The organism is Nocardiopsis sp. iso_238, assembly GCF_056173325.1.
The window spans coordinates 651,154-673,366 of the sequence record NZ_CM149668.1; the positions used below are offsets into that span (position 1 = coordinate 651,154).

Sequence of the window (22,213 nt, forward strand, 5' to 3'; positions counted from 1 at the left end):
AAATCACGTGACAGGTGCAACGAATCATCACAGGTCGGAGCTACTGGCCGGTATGGGCCAGTCTCGATTCGGGGAAAGGGGATGTCGGCCCGCTGCCTGTTGCTGTCTAATGAGGCAGCTGCCGGGGGGCGGACCTTACAGAATCGACCGTGAAGGGACCTTCGAGTGTCCGACCAGACACCTCGCACTCAGGAAGAGCCGACCAAGCCCTCCTTCATCCGAGTCTTCGAGGCTCTGCGCCGACTCCCCTCGCGCTCCGAGCGCCTCGTCGTCCGGAGTCTGGAACACACGGTCACCCGGCGCCGTCCGGCGCGCCTGGGCAAGAGGCAACGCGGTGACGTCGCCGAGCCGCCTCCCGTCCTGGACCTGGTGACCGAGGGTCCCGAGGACACCACAGCCGTTCTGCATGCCCTGGTGCTAGAAGGCGGGGTCGGACCCGTCTGGATGCTTCCCAAAGGGGCACTGAAGAAGGACCGCGAAGCAGTCAGGAAGGACCCCAGCTCGCCGGACACCGACGCTCCGCGTCGAGCGAACGGGCGGAACCGCCGCAGGAGGCCGCCCGAGGGCGGATACACGGGTGAGGCGGACGGTGTCGTGACCGTCGAGGAGCTCTACGGCTTCCTGGACCGACTGGTGAAGGACGCCTTCCCCTGGAAGGACGAGCAGATCAAGGTGCCGAGTGGCCACAGGGCGCCGCCACCGCCCCGCTTCGCCCAGGTCCGCTCCCTGCTGTGGCTCCAGCGCTGCAACTACGAGAAGGTCGTTTCAGCCCTCGAGGACGATGACACCCCTAGCAGTGACGCCCAGGCGGAGGTGATCAAGGCACTGCGCGAGGTGCGGCTGGAGAGTGCCCGGGAGGACAGGGAGAACCTGCTGGCCCGCGCGCAACGTGCCGCCGAGAAGCCCGGGGCCGTGCCATCCCCCAGCCGCTGGGAGCTGGCCAAGAGCCGCTGGGTCGTCTACGGGCGCGCCCTCGCGAAGGGCGTGGCCTCCCTCTCCAACGGGGTCAACACGGCCTCGAAGTGGATCACCTTCGGCAACGCCGACGACAAGATCCTCACTCCGGTCTCCTTCGTGCTGTCCCTCTTCGTGGCTGCGGCCCCCTTCACCTTCGCGTTCATCGGACTCGCCGCGCAGCAGGCCAACGAGCTCGTATCCCTGCTGGTCGGCGCCCTCCTTATGAGCGTCTACCTGCTCACGGTCTTCTTCTTCCTGCTTCCGTGGCGCCCCTACCGATGGCTGCGCCACCACCGGTACGTCATGCGCCAGACCCGGACGGTCCAGGGGGCTGCCTCCGACAAGAACGGCGGCTCCGACACGCCGAAGGAACCGAGCCCCGCCCGGGGAGCGCGCGGTCGTCACCGTGTCCACGGCGTTCAGCTGATCAGGCTGTTCGACGACGAGGCCCACGTGCAGAGGAGCACCAGCAAGGCGGGACAGGCGCCCAGTACCCACAGGATCGCGGTCAACGCCCTACTGGACGATCTCCACCGCGAGTACTCCGTCGGCCACCGCCTGCGGCGCGGAGGAGACGTCCGACCGGTGCTCATCTATGACCAGCGCCGAATGGACCGTGTCGGCCGCTACTTCGTGTGGCTGATCGAGCAGGAACGCCTGCGCAGGGGCTTCCCCGACCCTCTGCTGCTGGTGCAGGTGCGCGACGGCGGACTCGCCCCCCTGGTAGACGGGGTCGTCGACGTCACCCGGTACGGCTTCCTGCCCGAACTCGACCAGAAGAAGGCGACGGACGAGGACGAGGCGGGAAGTCGGAAGAGGGAGGCGCTTGATCTGGTCCGCCGGTGGACCTACCACCGTTACCTCTCCGGGGTCCTGGGAGCCGAACGCGTCATCACCCGACGTATCCCGAAGCTCTCCGGGGACGGAGGAGAAATCACCCCGCGAGGACGCCTGGAATGGGTCCGCAGCGTGCCGGTCCTCGTTGGGATGTGGACCAGCGGGATTGCGGGGGTGACCGCCGTGGCGGTGTTGTTCGGCGTCGTCTTCCTGCCCTCGTTGGCGCAGGCCAGCAACCCGTGTGTCCAGGACGGGGTCTGGCAGCCGCAGGGCATCACGCGGAAGGGGGACCAGTGCGTCGGCGTCACCGACGGTGCGTTCGTCTTCAACGATCGGTTGAAGGAGGTCTCCGAGCGCGTCCGTGACCAGAACAAGGCCGTGGAGGCCAGCGGCCAGCCCTACGTCACCATCGCCCACCTCGCCGAGCTGGATGTGGCCGACCCCGACGACCCCTCGCTCTCCGGAGGTCAGGGTGAGCTCCTCGGCCTGGCCTACCAGCAGGATCAGCACAACCGGATCAAGGATCCCAGGTATCCCCGGATCAAGCTGCTCATCGCCAACGCGGGCCGGGACTGGGAACACTCGTTGGTGGCCGCGAAGGAGATCGTGGACCGCGCCGAGAACGAGCGGCTCGGCATGGACCGACCGATCGCCGCAGTCGGCTTCGGTCACAGCGTCGTGCCCAACAGTGACGCCATCAAGGAGGTTGGGGACGCCTCGATCACCATGGTGGGCACCACCGCCACCTTCGACGACGTCGCCAAGTCCGGTGACCGCGAGCACAGCGAGTTCTACTTCCCGATCTCCCCGGCCAACACCAGGATCGCGGAGCAGTCCGCACACTGGGCCCGCTCCGGGGTGTCCTGGCGGGGGGAGGACGGCGTGGAGCGCGGGCTGGAGCCGCACGAGACCGCCGTCGCCATCGCCAGCGGCGAGACAGACACTGAGGGAGGGGCGCACGAACAGTACGGACCGCACCTCGCACGGGAGTTCATCGACGCCTTCGAGAGGCGTGGAGGCCGAGTGTGGGAGGGCGCCGAGGGACTGGGCCGGAACGAGTACGACCGGGGCGTGCTGCTCTACCAGAACGGTGAGTCGGAGGACGATACCACCTACGAGGAGCAGCTGGAGCGTCTGTGCACGGACGACGACCCGCCGGATCTGCTCTACTACGCGGGCCGTTCTGACGACTTCACCGAGTTCTACCGCCGGTTCACCCGAACCGGAGGCGAGGACTGCGTGGAGGGCCGCATGACCATCCTGGGCGGGGACGACGTCTCCAAGTTCGTCTCTGACGAGGAGGAGCTCATCGGCAACAACGCCGCCTACCACTCGGTGTTCTACACGCCCCTGGCCCCCAGCGGGCCCTGGGGCGGCTCGGACGGTCGCCCCGGGGGTGGTGACCAGGGTTTCTACAGCGATATCAAGGCACTCCAGGACGAGCTGTTCGAGGAGAAGGCCGGAGAGAAGCGCGAGGTGCGGCCGGTCCCCAAGAAGGAACTGCCCTCCATCGCACACGCCGCCGTGGCCAGCGACGCCCTGCTGGTGGTCTCCGAGGCTCTGCCCGCCACCGGGCTGACCCGGGAGGAACTCGCGGCGAGGAATCCCCTGCGGTGGGTCGGCCTCGACCGGCCTCCCTTCCTGCGCACCCAGGAGCAGTACGAGGACCAGCGGGACGACCTGCACAGCGGGATCAAGGGGACCCGGAACCTGACCGGAGTCTCCGGCTACATCGAGTTCGACGCCGGGAACGACGGGAACTGGTACGACGGCCGCATGGTGCAGCTGGTGCTGGTGGGGCCGGAGACGGTCAATCCGGAGACCGGAGAGAGGCAGCGCCAGCACGTGGTCCAGCGGTGCGGCATGCGCAACGCGAACACCGTCGAACCCGGTGCCGAGTGCCTGCCCCTGGCCTCCGGGGGCGGGTGAGGGCCGACGTGAGAGTATGCCTCGTGTGGACCACCAGAACCCCGCGGAACTGCGCAAGCCGTACCTGGGCGAGCCCCTGCGCCGCCGTGACCTGGCCGCCCTCCCGATGTCCCAGTTCCACCTGTGGTTCGGTGAGGCCTACGAGTCCGGCCTGGCCGAACCCAACGCGATGGTGCTCTCCTCGGTGGAGCCCTCCGGGATGCCCCGGTCGCGGACGGTCCTGATGAAGGGCTACGACAGCACGGGGCTGCGGTTCTTCACCAACTACACGTCGCGCAAGGGCCGGGCCCTGGACGCCGACCCGCGCGCGAGCGTGGTCTTCCCCTGGCACGCGATCCGGCGCCAGGTCCTCGTGGCCGGACGCGTGGAGCGGCTCGGGGACGAGGAGAACGACCGCTACTTCGCCACCCGCCCCCGGGGCTCGCAGCTGGGTGCCTGGGCGAGCGAGCGCCAGTCGCGGCCGGTGGCCGACCGCCCCGAGCTGGACCGGCTGTTCCACGAGTTCGACTCGGTGTGGGGCGCGGACGAACCCATACCGAGACCCACCTACTGGGGCGGCTATCGCCTGGTTCCCGGCGAGGTGGAGTTCTGGCAGGGCGGTGAGGACCGCATGCACGACCGGTTCCGCTACCTGCGGGTCGGGGGAGCCTGGGAGATCGAGCGCCTCGCGCCCTGATCCGCGCTCGCCCCGAGGTGACGTTGGTCGCGTCGAACGCGGGTTCGAGAGGTCGGGGCCGTACGGCGGTCGCGCAAGGGTCTTTCGGATACTTCCCGTATCGGGCGGGTCACCTGCACGCCTGTGACCTTGGACCCTTGTGTCGCGCGGGTCGCCACGGCCCCGGGTGTCCGTATCGTGAGACAGTGTCGAAATCCACGCCCGTCGCGCCGCGATATGCTGGACGCATCGGTGGTCGCTCCCGCGGTCCTGCGGACGCCCCGGTCCCCACTTGGCCCCAGGGAATCACGTGGTCCCGGCCTGTGTTGTGAGAGACCTGCCGTGCCCGCACGTGACCGCGCGTCGGGCGCAGAGCCTTGGGAGGGGAGTCTTGACCGCACACGGGCTGATCGACACCACGGAGATGTACCTCCGTACGGTCTTCGAGCTCGAAGAGGAGGGCATCGTCCCGCTTCGGGCCCGGATCGCCGAGCGCCTGCACCAGAGCGGCCCCACGGTGAGCCAGACCGTCGCCCGCATGGAGCGCGACGGCCTGCTGAAGGTCGAGAACGACCGTCACCTGGTGATGACCGCCGAGGGTCGCAGGCTGGCCACCCACGTCATGCGCAAGCACCGGCTCGCCGAGCGCCTGCTCGTCGACGTCATCGGGCTGCCGTGGGAGGACGTCCACATCGAGGCCTGCCGCTGGGAGCACGTCATCTCGGAGGCCGTCGAGGAGCGTCTGGTCACGCTGCTCAACGCCCCGTCGGTGTGCCCGCACGGCAACCCGATCCCGGGGCTGGAGGAGCTGGGCCTGGAGGGTTACGCCCCCGAGCCGTTCACCGACGACTCCATCGTGCCGATGATCGACGCCGCCTCCGACTCGGAGACCACCGTGACGGTGCGCCGTATCAGCGAACAACTCCAGCCGGACGCGGACATCATGCTCACCTTGCGCGAATCCGGGGTACAACCGGGACAGGAAGTCGTGCTCAAGGCTTCGGACGACGGCGTGCGCGTCATCGGCGACGGCGAGGACACCGAGCTCCCGGCGGACGTCGCCGGGCACATCTTCGTCGCCAAGCCGTGAAACGTTCGTCCACGTTGATTGGTTGCTCATCGGGATTGTCTCATTGCGCTGCGGGAACGTTGACTGTGTTGCTACGCTCGCCCCAAGGTGCGGTCGTTCGGGGTACCCGGAGCGGGCATGTGTGCAGCTCATGACGGCGAGGTGGCGGCTAGATGACACGGTGGGGTGAGCCCTTCCGGGAGAGCGACGCGCTCGTCACGGCCGAGGTCGTCGACCAGGCCCAGATCGCGATCGTCGTCATCGACCGGTTCAGCCTCCTTCGATACTGGAACCCGTACGCCCGCGAGCTGTTCGGGTTCGTCGGCGGGCGCGACTACGTCGGCCTGTCGCTGCTCGACATCGGCATCCACGAGTCCGACCGCGAACACGCCTCCGAGCTGGCGCGGCGCGTGCTGCGCGGCGAGCCGTGGGAGGGCACGTTCGCCGTGCTCAAGGGCGACTCCTCGTGGATCCACGTGCGCGCCCAGGCCGTGCCCATGCGCGACGAGTCCGGGGAGATCGACGGGATCACCCTCATCGCCCGTGAGGCGCTGCGCAGCGGCCGGGTCGAGGAACAGTACGGCCTGCTCGAACGCATCGGCAGCCGCCTGGCCAGCTCCCTGGAGTTCGACTCCACGGTCAGGGGCGTGGCCGGGATCCTGGTGCCGCAGTTCGCGGACCACTGCTTCATCGACCTCTACGACCGCGACCGCCTGGTCAGACAGGTGTCCGTGCACGCCGAGGGCTGGTCGCCCCCGGCCAACACGTGGTTCGACGTCGGGGACGAGGTCCGCTACCCCGAACGCCACTTCGTCACGCAGGCGATGCGCCGCCTGGAGACGGTGGTCACCAGCGACTACCTCTTCGAGAACTCTCCCAACGACCGTTCCGACCGGGTCTCCCGCCAGGTCGGTGTCACCTCCGCGATCGCCGCCCCGCTCCGGGCCCGCGGCGAGGTCCTCGGCGTGCTCACCCTCGCCCTGTCCGGGCTCTCGCCCCGGCAGAAGAGCAGCTACGGCGGCTTCGACCGCGACCTGGTCGGCGCCATCGCCTCCCGGGTCGCCCTGGCGATCGACAACGCCCGGCTCTTCGAGGAGCAGCGCAGCACCGCGGTGGCCTTCCAGCGGAGCCTGCTGCCCAGCGACTTCCCCTCCCTGGACGGCCTGACCGTCGCGCACCGCTACCTCCCGGCCGGCCCCCTCCAGGGGCACGGGCACGGCATCCAGACCCAGGTCGGCGGCGACTTCTACGACGCCATCCCGCTCTCGGCCGGACGTGTCGGCCTCGTCATCGGTGACGTCGAGGGCCGGGGCCCGCACGCGGCCGCCGTGATGGGCCAGCTGCGCGCCGCGCTGCGCGCCTTCGCCCAGGCCGACCGGGAGCCCGCCGACATCCTGCGCGAGCTCGACGAGTGGGTCCGCCAGCTCGGTATCCCCGACAGCGGGGGCGGCGTGTGGATCCCCAGCGTCAGCTGCCTGTACATGGTCTACGACGCCTGGTCCCGCGAGCTGTCCTACTCCAACGCCGGGCACGCGCCGCCGCTGCTCATCACCTCCGAGTCGGTCGAGACCCTCGACCTGGAGGTCACCGACCGCATGCTGGGCGTGCGCGCCAAGGGCGGTTCGGGCGAGGACATCGTCTACCACCAGGCCAACCTGCGGCTTCCCCTGGGCGCCACCCTGGTCATGTACACCGACGGCCTGGTGGACCGCAGGCCGGTCGGGGGTAAGGCGGACCCGGAGCGCGCGCTGGCCCGCATGACCGAACGCGTGGCCGAGGTCGCGGACAAGGACGTGGACCAGATCGCCGAGGCGGCCGTGCACAGCGTGCCCGGCGTGCTGGACGACGACACCGCGCTGATGGTGGTGCGCACCCACTCCGAGGAGCTGGCGCTGCGCGAGGGCTGGTTCCCCTCCGAGGCCTCGACCGTGGGCGCCGCCCGGCACCTGGCGGCCGACACCTTCAAGGAGTGGGGGGTCGACCGCGACCAGGCCGAGCTCGCCTGTCTGCTGGTCTCGGAGATCGTCACCAACGTGGTCATCCACGCCACCCCGCACCCCGTGCACCGCGAGTTCACCGGGAGCGGCGTCCTGGACTCGGAGACCCCCCTCAGCGCGGGCGGTGCGGCCGACGAGTTCGACGAGGACTGGAGTGATCTCCTGGAGGCGGTCGCGGAGGAGGACGAGTCCTCCGACGACCCCGCCGACAAGGAGTTCCTGCTCCGGTTGCGCCGTGGCGCCAACGCGGTGTGGGTGGAGGTCTTCGACCACGACCTGCGTCTGCCGCGCATCCGCAGCGCCGCCGCCGACGACGAGGGCGGTCGCGGCCTCTACCTGGTGGAGCAGCTGGCGAGCCGCTGGGGTTCGCGGCCCACGCCGGACGGCAAGGCGGTCTGGTTCGAGATGCCCATGCACGCCGAGGTCCGAGAGGCCGAGAAGGACGACGACGCGTAGGCCGCCCGGGCCGCCCGCCAACGTGGACGGGCGGCCCGGGCGCGTGGGTCAGAGGACGTCCGGGTCGGGTTTCCTCAGGACCTCGAACACCGCGAAGTAGTTGTCGGCGCCGTGGCCCCGGGCGATCGCCCGCTCCGCGACCCGTGCGAGCATCCGGGGCTGCTCCGAGTGGACCCCCTGCTCCTCGCTCGTGCGCGTGATGTGCTCCAGCGCGTTCAGGTTCATCCCCATGCCTCCCAGGTCCCCCGGGTAGTGCCCGGCGTCCAGGTGGGGCGCCTGTTCCGCGATCCCGTCGGGGGACAGCACCACGGGCATGAACCAGCCCAGCGCGAGCTCCGCGAAGTCCGTCACGGGGACGTTCGCGGATCCGACGAGGGCCGCGGCGTGCAGGAAGCCGTTCAGGGTCGCGTACATCATCCCGAGCATGGCGGCGTTGTGGAGCACCGCGAGGCCGGGCTCGGCGCCGAGGTGGCGGGGTTCGCCCAGGTCCGTCAGGATCTCCCGGTGCCGGTCGAGGACCTCGAGGGGACCGTCGTACAGCAGGACCGATCCGTCGTGGCCGACGAGCGGGGGCGGGACCATGACCGCGCCGTCGAGGTAGTCGAGCCCGAGGCCGGCCGCCCGGTCGGCGGTGGCCCGGGCCTCGGCCGGGGTGCCGCTGCTGAGGTTCACCAGCGTGTGGCCGTCGAGCGGGCCGAGGAGGTCGAGGATCCCGTCGACGGCCGGGTAGTCGCTGAGGCACACGACGGTGACGGGGCTCGCGGCCACGGCGTCGGCGGCGGTGGGCGCCGGGCGCGCCCCTCGTCGGACGAGGCCGTCGGCCTTCGCCGCGGTGCGGTTCCAGACCGTCAGGGAGCGGTTCGCTCTGAGGAGGGCCTCCGCGAGCGCGAGGCCCATCGGGCCCAGGCCGATGACGGTGATCTCGGTGGAGTGTCGGGTGGACGGGTGCGTGTTCGTCATGCCGGATAGGTTGGACCCTGACATCGGCGTGAGGGTCAACCGGGAGTGGCGGTCATCACATGAGGATCGGGGAGCTGGCACGGCTGACCGGCGTCAGCGTCCGCTCGTTGCGCTACTACGAGGAGCAGGGCCTGCTCCGGCCCGAGCGGCGGCCCAGCGGGTACCGCGAGTACGTCCACGAGGACGCGGCCACCGTGCGGGGCATCCGTCTGATGCTCGCCGCCGGACTGAACACCGCCACCATCGGCCAGCTGCTGCCCTGCATGGCCGACGACGGTGGGACCCTGGCCCCCTCCTGCTCGGGGATGCTCCCCGACCTGCACCGCGAACGCGAACGGCTCAGTGACGCGGTCTCCGACCTGCTCACCGCGCGCGCGAGGCTGGACTCCCTCGTGGAGAGCACCTCGCGACTCGGGCCCGTCGAGGAGGGGTCGTGCGACGGGACGGCCGTGGACCGGCGGGCGAGCGTGACGTAGGAGACCTGGTTGTCCACTGCTCAGGTCGCTAATGTGGGGAAATCATCGTCCCCCGCCTGAGCTTCCGGAGTACCCCATGCCCCTGCGGCCCCGATCCCGTGGTCCCCTCCTTCCGCCCTTCGTCCGCCTCGGGGCGGTCGCGGCGTCGGCCGTGCTCCTGGCCACCGCCTGCTCGCCCGAGGACGCCGCGGAGGACGCCGGGGGCGACGCCGCCGCCTGCGAGCCCGGGGCGCTGCCCACGCTCACCGAGGGCACGCTCACCATCGGCACCGACAGCCCCGCCTACCCGCCGTGGTTCGTCGGGGACGACCCCGCCAACGGCGAGGGGTTCGAGTCGGCCGTCGCCCACGCGGTGGCCGAGGAGCTGGGGTACCCGGCGGACCGGGTCGAGTGGACCGTGGTGACCTTCAACAACGCCATCGCCCCCGGACCCAAGGGCTACGACTTCGACGTCAACCAGTTCTCCGTCACCGAGGAGCGGCGCGCGGCCGTCGACTTCTCCTCGCCCTACTACGACGTCCGGCAGGCGGTGGTGGCGCTCTCCGACGGCGAGGCCGCCGGGGCCGAGGGCCTGGACGACCTCCGGGGGCTGGTGGTCGGCGCCCAGGTGGGCACCACCAGCTACGACGCCCTGGTCGCGAGTATCGACCCGGAGCAGGAGCCCCTGGTCTTCAACAACAACGACGACGCCAAGCAGGCCTTGGAGAACGGCCAGGTGGACGCGGTCGTCCTCGACCTGCCCACCGCCTTCTACGTCACCTCCGCCGAGCTGGAGGACGCCGAGATCGTCGGCCAGCTGCCGAAGGCGGAGTCGGAGTCGGAGGAGGAGTCGTTCGGGCTGGTCCTCGACCTGGACTCCCCCCTGACGGACTGCGTGTCCGAAGCCGTGGACACCCTGCGGGAGAACGGCACGCTCGCCGCGCTCGAACAGGAGTGGCTCGCCGAGGCCGCCGACGCCCCCGAACTGTCGTGACCGGACCGAGGGAGCCACGCGTCCCCAGCCTCCTGGAGGCCGAGCGCGTCACGTTCCGCCGACGCCAGAGCGTGCGCTCGGTCCTGGTCGGCGCGCTGTCCACGGCGGCGCTGGGGGCCGTGTTGGTCACCGTCGTGGTCGGATCGCCGGGGTGGGAGCGGGTGCGGGAGACCTTCTTCGACCTCGGCGTGGCCCGGGACGCCCTCCCGGCGGTCCTGACCGGGCTCTGGCTCAACCTGCGGGTCCTGGTGTTCTGCGCGCTCGGAGCACTGGCCCTGGGGCTGGTCGTGGCGATCCTGCGGACCCTGCGCGGACCCGTGTTCTTCCCGCTGCGGGCCCTGGCGGCGTCGTACACGTACGGGTTCCGGGGCGCTCCGCTGATCATCGTGCTGTACCTGATGACCTTCGGCGTGCCCGGACTCCGGCTGGAGGGCACGCCGAGCGTCCTGGTCCTGGGCGGGATCGCGCTGGTCATCACCTACGGCGCCTACATCGCGGAGGTGTTCCGTGCGGGCATCGAGTCGATCCACCCCAGCCAGATCGCCGCGGCCCGCTCGCTCGGGCTCACCTACGCTCAGGCCATGCGCTGGGTGGTGCTGCCGCAGGCGGTGCGCCGGGTGTCGCCGCCGCTGCTCAACGACATGGTGGCGCTCCAGAAGGACGTCGGGCTGATCTCGCTGGCCGGACCGATCGACGCCATCCGGGCCGCGCAGATCGCCACCGCGCAGACCTACAACTTCACGCCCTACGTGGTGGCCGGGGTGCTGTTCGTGCTCATGGCGATCCCGCTGGTGGCCGTGACCGACTGGGTGACCGTACGGGCCGCCCGCAGACAGTCCTCGGAGGGGGCGCGGTGAGTGAGCTCGAACGGCTCTCCCGACTGGAGGGCGATTCGCCGGTGCTGCGGGCGCGCGGCGTCCGCAAGGAGTTCCGGGGCGACGTGGTGCTCGACGGCCTCGACCTCGACGTGCCCGAGCACGGCGTGGTGGTGCTGATCGGCGCCTCGGGGTCCGGCAAGTCCACCCTGCTGCGCTGCGCCAACCTGCTGGAACCGATCAGTGACGGCTCCCTCCACCTGGACGGCGAGCACGTCACCGACCCCCGGGTGGACCCGGACCGCGTCCGCCGACGGATCGGCATGGTGTTCCAGTCGTTCAACCTGTTCCCGCACATGTCCGTGCTCGACAACGTCACCCTCGCGCCGCGCCGGGTGCACCGCAGGCGGCGCGCGGAGGCCGAGGAACGGGGGCGCGCCCTCCTGGACCGGGTCGGCCTGCTGGACAAGGCGGGGGAGTACCCGGACCGGCTCTCGGGCGGTCAGCAGCAGCGGGTGGCGATCGTGCGGGCCCTGGTCAACTCTCCGCGCCTGCTCCTGCTGGACGAGGTGACCAGCGCCCTGGACCCGGAGCTGGTCGGAGAGGTGCTGGACCTGGTGCGCGGGCTGAGGGAGGACGGGATGACCATGCTCCTGGCCACGCACGAGATGGGGTTCGCCCGGCAGGTGGCGGACACGGTGTGCTTCCTCGACGGCGGGCGGATCCTCGAACAGGGGCCGCCGGAGCGGGTCCTGGGCGACCCGACCGAGCCGCGCACCCGTCGGTTCCTCCAACGCATCATCGACGCGGGACGGCTCTGACCGGCGCGGGCACCCTTCTTCGCTGGTCGGGGACAGTGTCGCGGTAAACCTGTTTCCGGGCAGGAAAAAAAGGCACCGAACCCGTCTTGTTTGTCTGTAGTCGGCTGGTTACTTTATTCAGTGGTAAAGGACAAGATCGGCTCGGGGAATGGTGGTGCGCGCATTGCGTGAGCACGGCGCGAAAGTGACTCCGGGTTCCTCTTGGGGTTTCATGGGACAAAGTCCCAAGAGGTTCCCGGGTTCCCTTCGTCTTCCGGTGCGGGGTGGTGTCCCGATCCTCGGTGCGCTGGCCCTGGTGGTCGCGATGGCCTCGCCGGCCTTCGCTGAACCGCCGACGGCGCTTCCCGCCCATTCCTCCGAGGCCGAGGCGAAATGGCAGCCCGCCTTCGACTACGACACGGACGGCTGCTATTCCACCCCCGCCATCGGGCCCGACGGAACTGTCGCTGAGGGCCTGAACACCTCGGGGGCGCTGAACGGAAACTGCCGGGACCAGTCGGACCTCGACAACACCAATTCCTATTCCCGGTCCAGCTGCGACGGCAGCGGGTGGTGCGCGTACATGTACGCGCTCTACTTCGAGAAGGACCAGATCATGCACGGCTGCTGCGGGCACCGGCACGACCTGGAGCACGTCGTCGTGTGGGTGTTCGAGGACGAGGCCCGGTACGTGTCCGCCTCGGCGCACGGCGACTACGACACCCGCGCGGCGGAGGACGTCCGGTGGGAGGGCACCCACCCCAAGATCGTCTACCACAAGGACGGCGCCTCGACCCACGCGTTCCGGTTCGCCGCCGACCACGACGACCCGCCGGAGAACCACTACGGCGTGTGGCAGTACCCGGACCTGGTCGGTTGGGAGGGCTATCCCGAGGGGATCCGGGAGATCTTCGTGACCGCCGACTACGGGGCGGCCCAGCTCGACCTCAAGGACGAGCGGTTCGCCGACGCCCTGGCCAAGGCCGTGCCCGACGGGATCGACTTCGACCCGTACGCGCCCTGACCGACACCGGAACCGACCCCCGGCCCGACCATGCCCTCGTCAGACCATCACGGCCGGGTCCGCCCCGTACGGTCCTCACCCGCCTTTGGACCGTGCGCCGGGCCCGTCCATCCCCCCGGACGCCGAAGGGCCCGCCGACCCGGTCGAGGAGCCGGGGCGGCGGGCCCTCGGTGTGTCCGCGCGGGTGCTCAGCGGTAGGAGTTGGCCCACAGCAGCAGGCACACGAAGACGAAGAAGACCACGATGCCGCTGGTCGCCCAGGGGATGTGGACCTTGGGCCTCAGCTTGCGCACGGCGATGACCAGGAGCACCACCAGCAGGCCCATCACGATGAGGCCGTCCCACGATCCGCTCACGACCGGTCCCTTCGGGGTTCGGGGGTCCTACAGGCCCAGGCCCCTGCCGACGATCTCCTTCATGATCTCGGTGGTGCCACCGTAGATCGTCTGCACGCGGGAGTCCTGCCAGGCCCGTGCCACGGGGTATTCCATCATGTACCCGTACCCGCCGTGAAGCTGGAGGCACCGGTCCATGACGCGGTTGCACATCTCGGTGGTCCACCACTTGGCCTTGGCGGCGTCCTCCACGGTGAGCTCACCCTTGTTGAGCAGCTGGACCCCGCGATCGACGTAGGTCCGGCCCAGGTCCACCTCGGTGGCCAACTCGGCCAGGACGAAACGGGTGTTCTGGAAGCGCCCGATCGACCGGCCGAAGGCGGTCCGCTCCCGGCAGTACTCGATGGTGTGCTGGAGGACGTGGTCCGCCGAGGCGACCGCGCAGGTGGCGATGGACAGCCGCTCCTGGGGCAGGTTCTGGAGCAGGTGGATGAACCCCTGGCCCTCGGTGCCGATGAGGTTGGCGGCCGGTACGCGGACGTCGTCGAAGAAGAGCTCGGCGGTGTCCTGCGCCTTCATGCCGACCTTGTCGAGGTTGCGGCCGCGCTCGAAGCCGGGGGTGCCGCGCTCCACGGCGATCAGGGAGAAGCCCTGCGCCCCGGCGTCGGGGTCGGTCTGGCAGACCACGATGACGAGGTCGGCGTTGATGCCGTTGGTGATGAAGGTCTTGCCGCCGTTGACGACGAACTCGTCGCCGTCGCGTACGGCGGAGGTCCGGATCCCCTGGAGGTCGCTGCCGGTGCCGGGTTCGGTCATGGCGATCGCGGTGATCAGCTCGCCGCTGGCGAAGCCGGGCAGCCAGCGGCGCTTCTGCTCGTCGGTGGTCAGCCCCACCATGTAGGGCGCCATGACGTCGTTCTGGAGGGTGATGCCCAGGCCGCTGGCGTGCGCTCGGCAGATCTCCTCGTTGACGATCTGGTTGTACCGGTAGTCGTCGATCCCGGTGCCGCCGAACTCCTCGGGGACGCCGTGGCCGAGCAGGCCGACGGTTCCCGCCTTCACCCACACCTCCCGGGGCACGATCCCGTCCTTCTCCCACTGGGCGTGGAAGGGGACGACGTCCCGCTTGAGGAACTCGGCCACCGATTCGCGGAAGAGGTCGTGGTCGGCGTCGAAGAGTTCCCGCTTCATGCTCAGCTCCGAGGGTGTCGGGGATCACTGTGTTCCCACACGGTAACCGAACCGCGTTCGGTTTTGAAGTACGGGGGGCAAGCCGGAGCAAAGTTCCGGGACCTCCGCGCGGCTCCCGGAGGCGCGGCGGGTGCGGGTTCCTAGGGTGGACCAGCAGCCGGGCCGTGCGGAGTCGGCCGGCCCGACCCCGGGAGGCGATTCGATGACACACAGCCCCGCCGACCAGCGCGAGTCCCATGGAGGGCGGATCGCGCTGATCATGACCGCCCTCATGCTGGCCGTGCTGCTCTCGGCGCTGGACCAGACCATCGTCTCCACGGCGCTGCCGACGATCGTCTCCGACCTCGGCGGGCTCAACCACCTGTCCTGGGTGATCACCGCGTACCTGCTGGCGGTCACGGCCAGCACCCCGCTCTGGGGCAAGCTCGGTGACCAGTTCGGCCGCAAACGCCTGTTCCTCGCGTGCATCGCGATCTTCCTCGTGGGCTCCGTGCTGTGCGGCCTGGCCCAGGACATGCTCCAGCTGGTGCTGGCCCGGGGCCTCCAGGGCGTGGGCGGCGGCGGGCTCATGGTGCTGGCCTCCGCGATCATCGGTGACGTCGTCTCACCCAGGGAGCGCGGCAAGTACCAAGGGCTGTTCGGCGCGGTCTTCGGGGTCTCCAGCGTGGCCGGGCCCCTGCTGGGCGGGCTGTTCGTGGACCACCTGTCCTGGCGGTGGGTGTTCTACGTGAACCTGCCGCTGGGGCTGCTCGCCTTCCTCACCGTCGTGGCCGTGCTGCCCCGGCAGGACCCGGTCGGCCGCCGGAACATCGACTACGCGGGCATCACGCTGCTGGCCGCCACCGCCGTCTGCCTGACCCTGGTGGCCTCCTGGGGCGGCGGGGTCTACGGCTGGCTGTCCTGGCAGATCCTCTCCCTGGCGGCCGCGGGGCTGGTGCTCGGTGTGGGGTGGTGGCTCACCGCGCGGCGCGCCCCGGACCCGGTGATGCCGCTCAGCCTGTTCCGGAACCCGACCATCGTGGTCGCCATGGCCATCGGTTTCTGCGTGGGCTTCGCGATGATGGGCTCGATGGCGTTCCTGCCGCTCTTCCTCCAGATCGTGCACGGCCTCTCACCCACCGCCTCGGGGCTGCACCTGCTCCCCATGGTCATGGGCATGCTCATCACCTCGATCACCAGCGGCCGCCTGGTCACCCGGACCGGCCGGTACAAGGTCTTCCCTGTCGCGGGCATGGCCCTGACCTCGATCGGCCTCTTCCTGATGTCCGGCATGGGGCCGGACAGCTCCCTGTGGGAGATGGGCGTCTACTTCTTCGTCCTGGGCTCCGGGCTGGGCCTGGTGATGCAGGTGGTGGTCCTGGTGGTGCAGAACGCCTCCTCCTACGACGACCTGGGGGTCTCGACCTCGTCAGCGACCTTCTTCCGGTCCATCGGCGGCTCCTTCGGCACGGCGGTGTTCGGATCGGTCTTCGCCGGACAGCTGGCCTCGGACCTGGCCGCGCGGGCGGGGGCGATCGACCTCCCGCCGGGGGTGGACGCGACCTCGCTGGAGAGCGACCCGGGCGCCATCGACCGCCTGCCCCCGCAGGTGCAGGCGAGCTTCCTGGAGGTCTACGCCGACGCCATCGACACCGTCTTCCTGTGCGCGGTGCCGGTCGCCCTCGTCGGCCTGGTGCTCGCCCTCTTCCTGCGCCAGGACGTGCTGCGCACGACCATCAGGACACCGGACCTGGACGAGACGGTGGCCCCGGTGGCCACGCCGAGCCGCAGCGCGATGGACCAGGTGGAGCGCGAGATCTACGAGGCCTGCGGGTCCGAGGGCACGGAGACCATGTACCAGCGGCTGCGGGAGGCCTCCGGCCTGGAGGTCTCGGCGGAGGCCTGCTGGGCGCTCAGCCACATCGGGGTCCAGGGGCCGCTCGGCGTGGACGACCTGGTGCGCATGTCCGGCCTGAGCGCCTCCCGTTGGGCCGACACCCACCAGGAACTGCTGGAGGCGGGCTACCTGGTCGACGACAGCGCCCCCTGGGAGCTCAACTGGCGCGGGGAGGACGCCGTGCGGCAGCTGTACGAGGCGCAGCGGACGGCGCTGCGCTCGCTGCTCTCCGACTTCGGCCCCGACGAGCACCCGGACGTGTTCGACGTCCTGGAGCGGGTCACCGGCACCACCCTCGGTGACGAGGCCGGGCGCTGGGGCGACCGCACGGACTGAGACCTGCGCGGACGTTCGCAAGACGGGGCCGGGGGCTTGCCTGGGGACTCAAACCGAATACAGTTCGGTTCTATAGGACGTCACATCCCACGCCCCTTGGAGGACCCAGTGGCTGAGGCCTACATCGTCGGTGCGGTACGCACCCCCGTCGGCACCAAGAAGGGTGCCCTGGCCGCCGTGCACCCGGCGGACCTGGGTGCCCACGTCCTCAAGGAGCTCGTCGAGCGCACCGGGGTCGACCCGGCCGCGGTCGAGGACGTCATCATGGGCGTGGTCAGCCAGGCCGGTCCGCAGGCCCTGGACCTGGCCCGCACCGCGTGGCTGTCCGCCGGACTGCCCGAGTCGGTCCCCGCCGTCACCATCGACCGCCAGTGCGGATCCTCGCAGCAGTCCATCCACTTCGCCGCGCAGGGCGTCATGTCCGGCACCCAGGACCTGGTCGTGGCGGCGGGCGTGGAGAACATGGGCATGGTCCCCATGGGCGCCAACGTCCAGTTCGCCCTCGACAACGACCTCCCGCTGTACGGGCAGGGGTGGATCGAGAGGTACGGCTTCCAGGAGATCTCCCAGTTCCGGGGGGCCCAGCTCATGTGCGAGAAGTGGGGTTACAAGCGCGCGCAGCTGGAGGAGTTCGCGCTGGAGAGCCACCGCCGGGCCGCCGCCGCGCAGGAGGCCGGGTACTTCGACGCGCAGATCGCCCCCCTCGCGGGGGTGGCCAGGGACGAGGGCGTGCGCCCGGACACCACCCTGGAGAAGATGGCCGGGCTCAAGCCGCTGCGTGAGGGCTGGGAGCTCACCGCCGCGATCGCCAGCCAGATCTCCGTGGGCGCGGGCGCGCTGCTCATCGCCTCCGAGCGCGCCGTGCAGCGGCACGGGCTCACCCCGCTCGCCCGCGTGGTGCAGCTGTCGCTGGTCGGGGACGACCCGGTCTACATGCTCACCGCCCCGATCCCGGCGACCCGGATCGCCCTGGAGAAGGCCGGTCTGAGCATCGACGACATCGACGTCACGGAGATCAACGAGGCCTTCGCGCCGGTCCCGATGTCGTGGACCGAGGAGCTCGGCGCCGACCCGGCCAGGGTGAACCCCAACGGTGGCGCCATCGCCCTGGGCCACCCGCTGGGCGCCACGGGCTCGATCCTGATGACCAAGCTGGTCAACGAGCTCCACCGGACCGGTGGCCGCTACGGCCTCCAGACCATGTGCGAGGGCGGCGGCCAGGCCAACGTCACCATCGTCGAACGCGTCTGACCCCCGGACCTCGACGGGCCGCGCACCACGTGTGCGCGGCCCGCCGTCAGGGGCCACCCTCCTTGCATGCAGGCATGCCTGCATCTAGTGTGGGGATTATGAGCCAGATGACGTGGAGAACCGATGAAGAGCTGATGCGCAGAGTCAGGTGCTCCGCCGAGAGGCGGGGTGTCAGCCTCAACGAGTACGTCACCCGGGTGATGAGTGCGGCCACCGACCCGGATCTGGAGGACGACGAGGCCAAGGCGGTACGAGCCAAGCTGGCGCAGGCGGGACTCCTGGACGTGTCCGGGACGCCGCGCACCCGACCCAGTCGTGAGGCGGTCGAAGAGGCCCGCCGCGCGGCGGGAGGGGGTACCTCGTTGGAGGACCTTGTGGCGGAAGGGCGTGAATGAGCGTCTTCGCTGACACGTCCGCCGTGGTCAAGCTCTACGCGGACGAGTGCGGGAGCCACCAGGTCCGCGAGCTTGAGGAGCCGCTGGTGGTGTCCCAGTTGACAAGGGTCGAGGTGCCCGCGGCGCTGTGGCGCAAGCATCGCGTCGGAGAACTGGGTGCCGAGAGCACCCGGATCCTGGTGGCGGAGTTCGAAGCCGACTACTTCGGAGCACCGGGTGAGGAGCGGCGCTTCTCGGCGGTCAGGGTCACCGCCGAGATCCTGGAGGAGGCGGTCCGGCTGACGGCGGTACACGGTCTCAGGGCCTACGACGCGGTACAGCTCGCGACGGCCAAGGCTGTGCGATCGGCTGACCCGAGTTGTACGTCATGCGCCGTGTTCGACAAGAACCTGCGTGCCGCCGCTGCGATGGAGGGGTTCTCTCCGCTGCCCGAGGAGGTGCGCGGCCCGTCGTCGTGAGGAGGGGCGTCCGGATCGGGAGGGCACACCCGCGCCGTCAGCGGGCGGGGTGGGTGAGGCCCTCGCCGCCGACGCCGTTCTCCAGGCCGAGCCAGGCCGCCATCTCCTCCAGCTGTTCCACCAGTTCCGGCATGGTGTCGGCGGGGGCGCCCTCCTCCAGGGTGATCTGCCGGGCGAGCAGGGTGCCCGAGGCGCGGTCCGCCTTGAGGTCCACCCGGGCCACGAGGTCGTCGCCCAGCAGGAACGGCAGCACGTAGTAGCCGTGCACCCGCTTGGCGGCGGGCACGTAGATCTCCAGGCGGTAGCGGAACCCGAAGAGCTCCTGCGCGCGGTCGCGGGTCCACACCAGGGAGTCGAACGGACTGAGCAGGGCGCGGGCGTCCACCCTGCGGGGGACGCGGGCGTCCCGGTGCAGGTAGGCGGGGCGCTCCCAGCCCTCCACGGTGACCGGGACCAGTTCTCCGGAGTCCACCAGGTCGGCCACGGCGGCGCGGGACCCGGCGCCCTTGAGCCGGAAGTAGTCGCGCAGGTCGGGCTCGGTGGCGATCCCGTGGGCGCGGGCCGCGATGGCGACCAGCTCGCGGTGGGCCTCCTCCGAGGTGGGGTGGGGGAGCGCGTGCACCTCGGCGGGCAGGACGCGTTCGGGCAGGTCGTAGCGGCGCTCGAACTGGGTGTTGCGGCCGTTCGCGGTGAGGTCACCGATCCAGAACAGGTACTCCAGGCACCGCTTGATCTCGGACCAGTTCCAGCCCCAGTGGTCCTTGGCGCGCGGCACGTCGTGGGCCAGCGCCGCCTCGACCTCCCGGGCGGTGGCCGGGCCGATCCGGGCCACCTCCTCGTGCACCGCCTTGACCAGCTCGGGCCTGTCCTCGCGGATGCCGTTCATCCACCCCACGTTCGACTGGGCGCGGTTGAGCTCCATCCGGTACCGCATGAGGCGGTGGGTGGCGGGCGGCACCAGGCTCGCCTCGTGCGCCCAGCACTCGACCAGCCGGGCCGGGCTGTCACCGACGCTCGTGGTGGTGGCCCGGTCCAGGAGGGCGGGGGAGTAGGCGCCGATCCGGGCGAACACCGGCAGGTACTGGCTGCGCGCGAGCACGTTCACGCTGTCGATCTGGAGCAGGCCCACCCGCCGGACCACGCGCGCCAGGTGGGCGAGCGTGGGCGTGGAGCCCGGCCGGGGATCGTGGAAGCCCTGGGCGGCCAGGGCGATCCGGCGGGCCTGCGGCAGTGAGATCTCCGCGTCGCGGCGGGGGTGTGGTGCGGCCATCTGGTCACCGTATCCGCCGCCGACGACATCTTCGGGTTCAGCCCATCCGGCGGTGCAGGTCGTCGAGCACGGACGGTCCCGGGTCGGTGGGCGCGATCCACGGCCCGGGCAGCGACGGGTCCAGAACGCCCTCCTCCAGCCAGGTGTAGGAGTCGGCCATCAGGCGGCGGGCCAGCCTTCCGTCCAGTTCGTCGGTGTTGGACCACAGCCCCTCGAAGAGGGCGTCGACCCGCAGCCGGGACTGGTGGCAGAACACGTCCGCCACCTCCAGCGGTGTGGTGCCCCGTTCGGGGTGGGCGTCGGCGTCGGCTCGGGCGCGCACGACCACGGCACTCGTCGCGAAGAGCTCGGCGCCGACGTCCACCACGCGCCCGAGGAAGCCCTGCCGGGTCTCCAGCCCTCCGCGCCAGCGGGACATCGCGTAGAAGGTGGAGCGCGCGAGCCGACGCGAGGCGCGCTCCACGAAGCGCAGGTGCTGGGCGAGGGGGCCGAACTCCTCGAAGGCCGACGGCACCTGGCCCCGGCCGACCACCAGGGTCGGCAGCCACCGGGCGTAGAACCCGCTCGCCCTGGCGGCGGCCCTCGCCTTCCGGGACCGGCTGGCGTCGGGGTCGACGAGGTCCCCGGCCACGGCCAGGTGCGCGTCCACGGCCTCGCGGGCGATCAGGTGCCGCATGATCTCCGTGCTTCCCTCGAAGATCCGGTTGATCCGCAGGTCGCGGAGCAGCTGCTCGGCGGGCACCCCGCGCTCGCCCCGCGCGGCCTGTGATCCGGCGGTCTCGTACCCGCGCCCGCCGCGCACCTGGACGAGCTCGTCGGCGACCCGGTACGCCATCTCCGACGTCCAGAGCTTGGCGAGGGCCGCCTCCACGCGGATGTCGTGGCGCCCGTCGTCGGCCATCCGCCCCGTCAGGTCGAGCACGGCCTCCATGGCGTAGGTGGTGGCTGTGATGAAGGACAGCTTCCTGGCGACCTCCTCGTGTCGGCCCACCGGGCGACCCCACTGCACGCGCTCACGGGACCACTCACGGGCGATCCCGGTGGCCCACTTGCCCGCGCCCACGCAGAGGGCGGGCAGGGACAGGCGTCCGGTGTTGAGTGTGGACAGCGCGATGCGCAGCCCCTCGCCCTCCGCGCCGATCCGCTGGTCGGCGGGCACCCGGACCCCGTGCAGGCGGGTCACCCCGTTCTCCAGGCCCTTCAGGCCCATGAAGCGGTTGCGGTGCTCCACGGTGACGCCGGGGGAGTCGCCCTCCACCACGAACGCCGTGATCCCGCCCGGGTGCCCGGGTCCCTCGGGCACCCGCGCCATCACGAGGAGGAGCTCGGCCACCACGCCGTTGGTGGTCCACAGCTTGACCCCGTCCAGCAGGTACGCCGCACCGCCGTCCGCGGGGGTGGCGGTGGCGCGCAGCCGTGCGGGGTCACTGCCCACGTCGGGTTCGGTGAGCAGGAAGGCGCTGACGGCCCCCTCGGCGCAGCGGGGCAGGTAGGCCCGCCGCTGTTCCTCGGTGCCGAACCGGGCGACCGGCTGCGGGACCCCGATGGACTGGTGGGCGGAGAGCAGGGCGGCGACCGCCGGGCAGACGGAGCCGACGAGGGTCAGGGCGCGGTCGTAGTGGAGCTGGGAGAGGCCGAGTCCGCCGTACCGGGCGGGGATCCGCATCCCGAACGCGCCGATCCCGCGCAGGGCCGCGACGGTCTCGTCGGGGACGCGTTCCTCCAGCTCGATACGGGGTGCGTCGACGTCCTCGCACACCTCGCGCAGCCGGGCGAGGAAGGCCTCCGCCCGCTCTGTCTCCGGCTCGTCCGGGTACGGGGGATCGGCCAGGTCCAGGCGCAGGCGGCCCAGGTACAGCTCCTTGGCGAAGCTCGGCCGGTTCCCTCCGCCCTCCCTGGCGCGTTCGGCCACCCGGCGGGCCTCGCGGGGATCGTCCGTCGACATGACACGCTCACCTCACCTGGGGGGAGGGTCTGTGTGGCCTCCACCACAGGCCTACCCGGAGGGTGTGGGTCCGATACCCATGAGGGTCCCGGTACCTGGAAGGCGGGAAAAACCTTGCGCACGATGCGAACCGTTCGAGGGGCCCGGCCGTCCAACGAAGCGCGACGGAAACCAACCGAGCTCATGCCGGGAGTCGCCGAACCCCGGT

General features: G+C 70.7%; 18 protein-coding genes. 13 read left to right on the top strand and 5 right to left on the bottom strand.

Annotated elements, in window-relative coordinates; all coding sequences use genetic code 11:
• The first annotated feature begins 165 nt into the window (after positions 1-165).
• The 4 genes from AC0VYL_RS02930 (at position 166) to AC0VYL_RS02945 (ending at position 7,900) form a co-directional block, all read left to right on the top strand.
• Positions 166-3,723, top strand: a complete 3,558-nt coding sequence (locus AC0VYL_RS02930; RefSeq protein WP_475482247.1) for a type 1 periplasmic-binding domain-containing protein — start codon at positions 166-168, stop codon at positions 3,721-3,723.
• Between the two features lie 25 nt (positions 3,724-3,748).
• Positions 3,749-4,399: a pyridoxamine 5'-phosphate oxidase gene (gene pdxH, locus AC0VYL_RS02935; protein ID WP_475458863.1), complete on the top strand. Its 651-nt coding sequence runs from the start codon at positions 3,749-3,751 to the stop codon at positions 4,397-4,399.
• A 370-nt stretch (positions 4,400-4,769) separates the two neighbouring features.
• On the top strand, positions 4,770-5,468 hold the full coding sequence (locus AC0VYL_RS02940; protein WP_475458864.1) for an iron-dependent transcriptional repressor DtxR: 699 nt from the start codon (positions 4,770-4,772) through the stop codon (positions 5,466-5,468).
• A 152-nt stretch (positions 5,469-5,620) separates the two neighbouring features.
• The gene (locus AC0VYL_RS02945; protein WP_475458866.1) at positions 5,621-7,900 is read left to right on the top strand and encodes a SpoIIE family protein phosphatase; all 2,280 of its coding nucleotides are present in this window, start codon (positions 5,621-5,623) and stop codon (positions 7,898-7,900) included.
• 48 nt (positions 7,901-7,948) lie between these two features.
• Here the strand turns inward: AC0VYL_RS02945 and AC0VYL_RS02950 are convergent, their stop codons facing one another.
• Positions 7,949-8,860: an NAD(P)-dependent oxidoreductase gene (locus AC0VYL_RS02950; protein WP_475482248.1), complete on the bottom strand. Its 912-nt coding sequence runs from the start codon at positions 8,858-8,860 to the stop codon at positions 7,949-7,951.
• A 59-nt stretch (positions 8,861-8,919) separates the two neighbouring features.
• Here AC0VYL_RS02950 and AC0VYL_RS02955 point away from each other — a divergent pair, with 59 nt between their 5' ends.
• The 5 genes from AC0VYL_RS02955 (at position 8,920) to AC0VYL_RS02975 (ending at position 12,948) form a co-directional block, all read left to right on the top strand.
• Positions 8,920-9,336, top strand: coding sequence for a MerR family transcriptional regulator (locus AC0VYL_RS02955; RefSeq protein WP_475482249.1), 417 nt, complete (start codon positions 8,920-8,922; stop codon positions 9,334-9,336).
• Positions 9,337-9,412: 76 nt separating this feature from the next.
• Entirely contained in the window at positions 9,413-10,309 is an 897-nt protein-coding gene (locus tag AC0VYL_RS02960) for an ABC transporter substrate-binding protein (RefSeq protein ID WP_475482250.1), read from the top strand.
• Positions 10,306-11,166, top strand: a complete 861-nt coding sequence (locus tag AC0VYL_RS02965; protein WP_475458874.1) for an amino acid ABC transporter permease — start codon at positions 10,306-10,308, stop codon at positions 11,164-11,166. Before AC0VYL_RS02960 ends, AC0VYL_RS02965 begins: the two co-directional genes overlap by 4 nt.
• Positions 11,163-11,945 (top strand): amino acid ABC transporter ATP-binding protein, encoded by a 783-nt coding sequence (locus AC0VYL_RS02970; RefSeq protein WP_475482251.1) that lies wholly within the window; start codon positions 11,163-11,165, stop codon positions 11,943-11,945. The genes AC0VYL_RS02965 and AC0VYL_RS02970 overlap by 4 nt, the downstream gene beginning before the upstream one ends.
• A gap of 256 nt (positions 11,946-12,201) precedes the next feature.
• Positions 12,202-12,948 (top strand): NPP1 family protein, encoded by a 747-nt coding sequence (locus AC0VYL_RS02975; protein ID WP_475458878.1) that lies wholly within the window; start codon positions 12,202-12,204, stop codon positions 12,946-12,948.
• Between the two features lie 188 nt (positions 12,949-13,136).
• Here the strand turns inward: AC0VYL_RS02975 and AC0VYL_RS02980 are convergent, their stop codons facing one another.
• On the bottom strand, positions 13,137-13,304 hold the full coding sequence (locus tag AC0VYL_RS02980) for a hypothetical protein (RefSeq protein ID WP_475458880.1): 168 nt from the start codon (positions 13,302-13,304) through the stop codon (positions 13,137-13,139).
• 27 nt (positions 13,305-13,331) lie between these two features.
• The gene (locus tag AC0VYL_RS02985) at positions 13,332-14,474 is read right to left on the bottom strand and encodes an acyl-CoA dehydrogenase family protein (RefSeq protein WP_475482252.1); all 1,143 of its coding nucleotides are present in this window, start codon (positions 14,472-14,474) and stop codon (positions 13,332-13,334) included.
• A 202-nt stretch (positions 14,475-14,676) separates the two neighbouring features.
• On the opposite strand from AC0VYL_RS02985, the gene AC0VYL_RS02990 reads away from it, so the two are divergent.
• From AC0VYL_RS02990 to AC0VYL_RS03005, 4 genes are all read left to right on the top strand, one after another.
• Positions 14,677-16,686, top strand: a complete 2,010-nt coding sequence (locus tag AC0VYL_RS02990; protein WP_475458884.1) for an MDR family MFS transporter — start codon at positions 14,677-14,679, stop codon at positions 16,684-16,686.
• A 108-nt stretch (positions 16,687-16,794) separates the two neighbouring features.
• The gene (locus tag AC0VYL_RS02995; protein ID WP_475482253.1) at positions 16,795-17,937 is read left to right on the top strand and encodes an acetyl-CoA C-acetyltransferase; all 1,143 of its coding nucleotides are present in this window, start codon (positions 16,795-16,797) and stop codon (positions 17,935-17,937) included.
• 134 nt (positions 17,938-18,071) lie between these two features.
• Complete coding sequence (locus tag AC0VYL_RS03000; RefSeq protein ID WP_475482254.1) at positions 18,072-18,332, top strand: hypothetical protein; 261 nt, start codon at positions 18,072-18,074, stop codon at positions 18,330-18,332.
• Positions 18,329-18,790 (top strand): type II toxin-antitoxin system VapC family toxin, encoded by a 462-nt coding sequence (locus AC0VYL_RS03005; RefSeq protein ID WP_475482255.1) that lies wholly within the window; start codon positions 18,329-18,331, stop codon positions 18,788-18,790. The genes AC0VYL_RS03000 and AC0VYL_RS03005 overlap by 4 nt, the downstream gene beginning before the upstream one ends.
• A 37-nt stretch (positions 18,791-18,827) precedes the next feature.
• Here the strand turns inward: AC0VYL_RS03005 and AC0VYL_RS03010 are convergent, their stop codons facing one another.
• Positions 18,828-20,060, bottom strand: a complete 1,233-nt coding sequence (locus tag AC0VYL_RS03010; RefSeq protein ID WP_475482256.1) for a winged helix-turn-helix domain-containing protein — start codon at positions 20,058-20,060, stop codon at positions 18,828-18,830.
• Positions 20,061-20,097: 37 nt separating this feature from the next.
• Positions 20,098-22,005: an acyl-CoA dehydrogenase family protein gene (locus AC0VYL_RS03015; protein WP_475482257.1), complete on the bottom strand. Its 1,908-nt coding sequence runs from the start codon at positions 22,003-22,005 to the stop codon at positions 20,098-20,100.
• Between the last annotated feature and the right edge of the window lie 208 nt (positions 22,006-22,213).